Origin of the sequence: Allorhodopirellula solitaria (assembly GCF_007859855.1) — a bacterium.
In the GTDB taxonomy this organism is placed as follows: domain Bacteria; phylum Planctomycetota; class Planctomycetia; order Pirellulales; family Pirellulaceae; genus Rhodopirellula; species Rhodopirellula solitaria.
Map to the genome: position 1 here is coordinate 1 of NZ_SJPK01000051.1, position 4,394 is coordinate 4,394.

The window sequence follows — 4,394 nt, forward strand, 5'->3', positions numbered from 1 at the left end:
ATGCGCTGGTTTTGTGCCCCGCAGGGCTGGCGTTGGTTGTCGCGACTCCGGCGTGGGACGATGCCCCGCAGGGCACACTTGGCGTTTCACCCACACTCGTCGTCAGCAAGGCTTTGTCTCGTAACGGCGGCGATATGCGGGCGGCAGCGAGCGACTCACCCCTGCGAGAACGGCGACCATCGCCGCTCCGTATCATCGCATTGTTACGAGTCTTTCAGTGTAGCGTAGTGCCCGTCGGCTTGCCCGCGTCTTCGGTCCGAGACGAGCACTGCCCCACAGTCACCGATCTGTCAGGCGTCGGCCCGTGCCCCGCAGGGCAGGCGTCGAAGAGTGCCTCGCAGAGCAGGCGTCGGTTGATGCTCCGCTGGGCATGCACTGGTTTTGTGCCCCGCAAGGCAGGCGATGGTTGCCAGGACTCGGCCGTGGGACGATGCCCCGCAGGGCACACTTGGCGTTTCATCCACACTCGTCCTCAGCACGGCTTTGTCTCGTAACGTCACCGATCACGGGGCGGCGACGAGAGATGTTCCATTGCCAAGAACCGTGACTTCGCCGCTCCCGTGCATCGTATTGTTCTGCTTTCGGGGTCACGAATGCGACATCGCATTAAGGGCGGTTAGATACCCGGCGACAAACACGACGTGTGGAACGATCGCGATCAGCAATCGAGAATACGGATTCTGAACTGTGAACGCAAGAGAACCGCAAACACCGCCAAGCAATGTTCCAATTCCAAGGTAGCCGACTAGTTGGTCTCCCTCACCGAAGTCATGCGCGAGGTCCGCAATCCAGAGCAGTGCCGAGAAACATAAAAGAGGCAGGAAAGTTGCAATCCATGAAATTCGCGTTGATTGAAACCACCATCCCGTGGCCACGCCCATCGCAACGAACGCCGTGACCGGAACAGTCGCCGCAAAGGACGCAATGTATGAATCATCTGAAACGATCAGCTTCGCAAAAGATTTGTCAATCGCCAAGGACGTGATGAACGCCATCCCGAGGAGCGAGCAACCAGCGGCAATCCACGTGGTTTGCGCTGCGTTCACCAGCGAGGGACGTTCCGCGCGAATCGGCGTCGTTTGCGGATTTATTGGCGACGAGTACGGATTCACTGCTGTGACAGGCTCTTTCTAAGTGGCAGAACGGCAGCCGTCACCGAGGACGGACGACTGATTTTCAACTTGAAAAACGGCGCAGGCCGTCCTTCGGTGCACGGCATGGTTACCCATCTTGGGAAATCAAAGCGAGTAAGCGGTCGATTATATCCGTAAATGTGGCAGTCGGCTGCGGGGCTAGATAATACGCCATTGACGAGTTCACATGATCGTCGAGATAGCTGAGCGGTATGGCATCGCCAAATCGCGTCAATCGTTCACGGGTCGCAGAAATAAGCGTTCGTAGGAGATTCAAGCGAGACGGTGTAGTAGCGAAGGAATTAAAGTCACATCCGGTGACGATTCCGGGGCCAAGCCATTCCCACGACTCTAGGTACTTTTGCAGAGCGTTAAATGTATCTGCATCAGTCCCAAATGACTCCGGTGTAGAAGTTGCGATGGCATCGCAAAAAAAGTGGTGGAGCGTCCAAATGTGGAAGTCGTTGAGTCGCAAATGAGACGTCCCGATGTCGATGTAATCGTGTCCCATTGTCCAGCGGGCTCTGTTTTCGCTTCTACTGGGTAACGTTACGCGTAACCGGGAACGCGCGGGAAAGTCTCCAACGGCCAATTCCCTTAGCTCGCGTTCTCCGGTTCACGCGATGGTTACCCGTTTGCTTTAGCTTCATTTTGCGGTTGCCGAATGGGAACTGTCCGATCGGCATGTAATGCAGTGTAGCAAACGAGCCCGTAGACAGCGGCGCAAGCAATACCGAAAATCGCCATTCCGCTCATCTCCCTCCAGAGGTAAGCGCACCAATCAATCTGATACGTAACGTCTTTTTGGGCTATGTATGGATTGTTGAAAGCAGCCTGTCCAACTGAATGCAAGAAGAACCAAGCGAGAGTGACTGAGTAGTGTACTACCATCGCCGTTGATGTTTTAAGATGTAGCCGAAGGTGGAGGAGACAAGTTATTGCAGTTGGAGAAAAGTAGAGAAGCTCAGGCCACTCGCCGTTAGACGCGCTCGCGTCGCCCCAATACGCCGCGAAATGCAGTGCCACAATCGTGGTGAATGCAAGCAAGTCGATAATCCGAAAACGGAGATATGCCGATGGCTTCTCGTGCGGACTTGGCATCAGGGGAAACGCTCCATCATTTTCGTCGGGTAACGGCAGCCATCAATGGGGACGGCAGAGCGACGTTCACCTGCCAAGACGTGAACGCCGTCCTCCATTGCATGGCATTGTTATTTGCATGGCGTTGGATGGTTTAGGCTTTAGCGAAACGCCGTGAGGCGGCCAGCAGCAACCAGTCTTACGGGCATTGTATCGGTGTGGGATTCACGACACAACTTCGGACCTGGGGTTCGCCAGGCGTTGGAGTTGTCACGCCTTGGGATTGGCACGCGTTGGATTCATCAGGCGTTGGAGTTGATCGGCACTGGCTTCCGCAGGGTCGTGCTGCGGACATCGTGTTCGGCTACCACGGCAATGGTCGCCGTGCCGATCGTTGGGTCGAAACGCTAACGGGAGCGCAGATTCGACAGGCGTTGGACGACGCCGCTAAATCAAATAACGTTAGGGATCAGCGAGCGGCGACCGAATGTGTTGATGGCAAAAAAGATGCTGCCGCCGCTTCGTTGCATCCCATGGTTCTGCCAAAAGCGCAACGACTATTGGGCGATTGGCACTCCATTGTAGTGCACTGTCCGTTCGTCATGTTCGTACGATTCGGACATTTCTTCCGTGCGACTGGCATTGAGTGGCCCGAAAAAGGTGTGATCCCAAGTACAGCTTCCGCTATACGCCCAAGCTAGCTTCCCATCGATCGCGACGATTTGAATGACATTAAACGAGAGAGGCTCTTGGTAACCGAGGCTGACAAATCGACCATGTCGCACGACAGTTACCGGGTCAGATGAAGTGATCACTTCTTCTACGGCTTGCCCTTCGTAGATACGGTGAAGCGCTAAATCTTGCCATACCGGATGACATTCCCTGGCCATGCATGCGTATGCAACAACATCAGTCCCGCTACGAATGCCGAACCATGAGGAAAGCATTATCAATAGCGGAACGAACATTCCCGCTAGGCAAATGGGTTTGCGCACAAGAGAAAGATTCCACAACCGGTTCAGCACGATGTGCTCCATTTGAGTGGCAGAACGGTAGTCATCACGGGGGACGGACGAAGAATCTTCCACTTCAGAAACCGTGCAAGCCGTCCTCCCGTGCATGTCATGGTTCTCTCCAAAATTGAACGGACCATGCCATTTCCAGCTCATCCAAAGACGAGTCGTCGATGATCGCTTCATTGTACAGAAAAGAAGCGACATAAAAACCAAATCGCTCGAACTCCGACGGGGTTTCTACATCAGCGTCGTCGAAACGAACTAAGACACCCAGGAATGGGACAGGCTCTAACTTGCGGAAGCTTGTCGATTCGGAACTACCTAGCGTAGCTGTAACGTTCGCACCAGCGGCACACCTGGCGATCGCATCAAAACCGGCAAGCGATTCGCAACCAATGACCGCGTTGATCGCACCCGAAGCGTCGGATCGCCACAACCTAGCCTTCGCGACACCTGGCAATAACGCCAGAAACTGACTGATGCGTTGGATGCTCTTGGGATCAGTCATTGCCTTACGGGCTTCTAGCCAACAGGTGAGAGAACGGCGGACATCACGGGGCACGGAAGGTTGACTGTCCATTGCGAAGAACGCCGCAAGCCGTGCTCCCGTGCATGTCATTGTTCCCAGCTCTGTTCGTGTTGGATGGGTAAAGTCGATGATACCACAACGCCGTGACCAACAATGCGTCCGCCCTCGCGTACAGTGAAGGTGACCCCGGCCTGAAGCGTGGAGTAGTCGACGCGGGGATAGTACATGAGTCGAAGCGGATATTGGCCGGAACCAGTTGCGGGATCAGTGGCCGACAATGCCGGTTCGAAAAGAACGCCCATGTAGTGTTCGAGAGACTGATTGTTCGAGTCAGTTCTCGCTTTGCGGTTCGTTCGGTCGTCGATCGCTAGATGCGGCATGTATCGCGAATCGGGTTCGATCGTGATGCCCCGAGTGCGGCCACCTTCGGCTAATGAGAGCATCACAATTTCGGCGACAATTCGCGGTTGAGCCTCAACATCAATCATCGGTGCGAATGCCCGTCGGGGAACGGCGGCGATATGCGGGCGGCAGAGAGCGACTCACCCCTGCGAGAACGGCGACCACGCCGCTCCGTATCATCGCATTGTTACGAGTCTTTCAGTGTAGCGTAGTACCCGTGGGCTTGCCCGCGTC

At 55.2% G+C, this 4,394-nt stretch carries 5 protein-coding genes; 1 reads left to right on the forward strand and 4 read right to left on the reverse strand.

Annotation, left to right across the window (positions count from 1 at the left end; genetic code table 11):
• Positions 1–494 (forward strand): hypothetical protein (locus CA85_RS25305; RefSeq protein ID WP_186775206.1); only part of this gene is annotated, 494 nt, incomplete at its 5' end.
• 93 nt (positions 495–587) lie between these two features.
• On the opposite strand, the gene CA85_RS24510 is transcribed toward CA85_RS25305, so the two are convergent.
• From CA85_RS24510 to CA85_RS24525, 4 genes are all read right to left on the reverse strand, one after another.
• Positions 588–1,046 (reverse strand): hypothetical protein, encoded by a 459-nt coding sequence (locus CA85_RS24510; RefSeq protein WP_146394360.1) that lies wholly within the window; start codon positions 1,044–1,046, stop codon positions 588–590.
• 1,724 nt (positions 1,047–2,770) lie between these two features.
• Complete coding sequence (locus CA85_RS24515) at positions 2,771–3,382, reverse strand: hypothetical protein (protein WP_222435530.1); 612 nt, start codon at positions 3,380–3,382, stop codon at positions 2,771–2,773.
• Complete coding sequence (locus tag CA85_RS24520) at positions 3,336–3,737, reverse strand: hypothetical protein (protein WP_146394363.1); 402 nt, start codon at positions 3,735–3,737, stop codon at positions 3,336–3,338. The genes CA85_RS24515 and CA85_RS24520 overlap by 47 nt, the downstream gene beginning before the upstream one ends.
• Before the next feature lie 107 nt (positions 3,738–3,844).
• Positions 3,845–4,246 (reverse strand): hypothetical protein, encoded by a 402-nt coding sequence (locus tag CA85_RS24525; RefSeq protein WP_146394365.1) that lies wholly within the window; start codon positions 4,244–4,246, stop codon positions 3,845–3,847.
• Positions 4,247–4,394 lie beyond the last annotated feature (148 nt).

Coding starts and splice junctions, on each gene's coding strand:
- CA85_RS24515 (WP_222435530.1), bottom strand. CDS start 3,382: ATGAGCTGGAAATGGCATGGTCCGTTCAATTTTGGAGAGAACCATGAC.
- CA85_RS24520 (WP_146394363.1), bottom strand. CDS start 3,737: ATGACTGATCCCAAGAGCATCCAACGCATCAGTCAGTTTCTGGCGTTA.
- CA85_RS24525 (WP_146394365.1), bottom strand. CDS start 4,246: ATGATTGATGTTGAGGCTCAACCGCGAATTGTCGCCGAAATTGTGATG.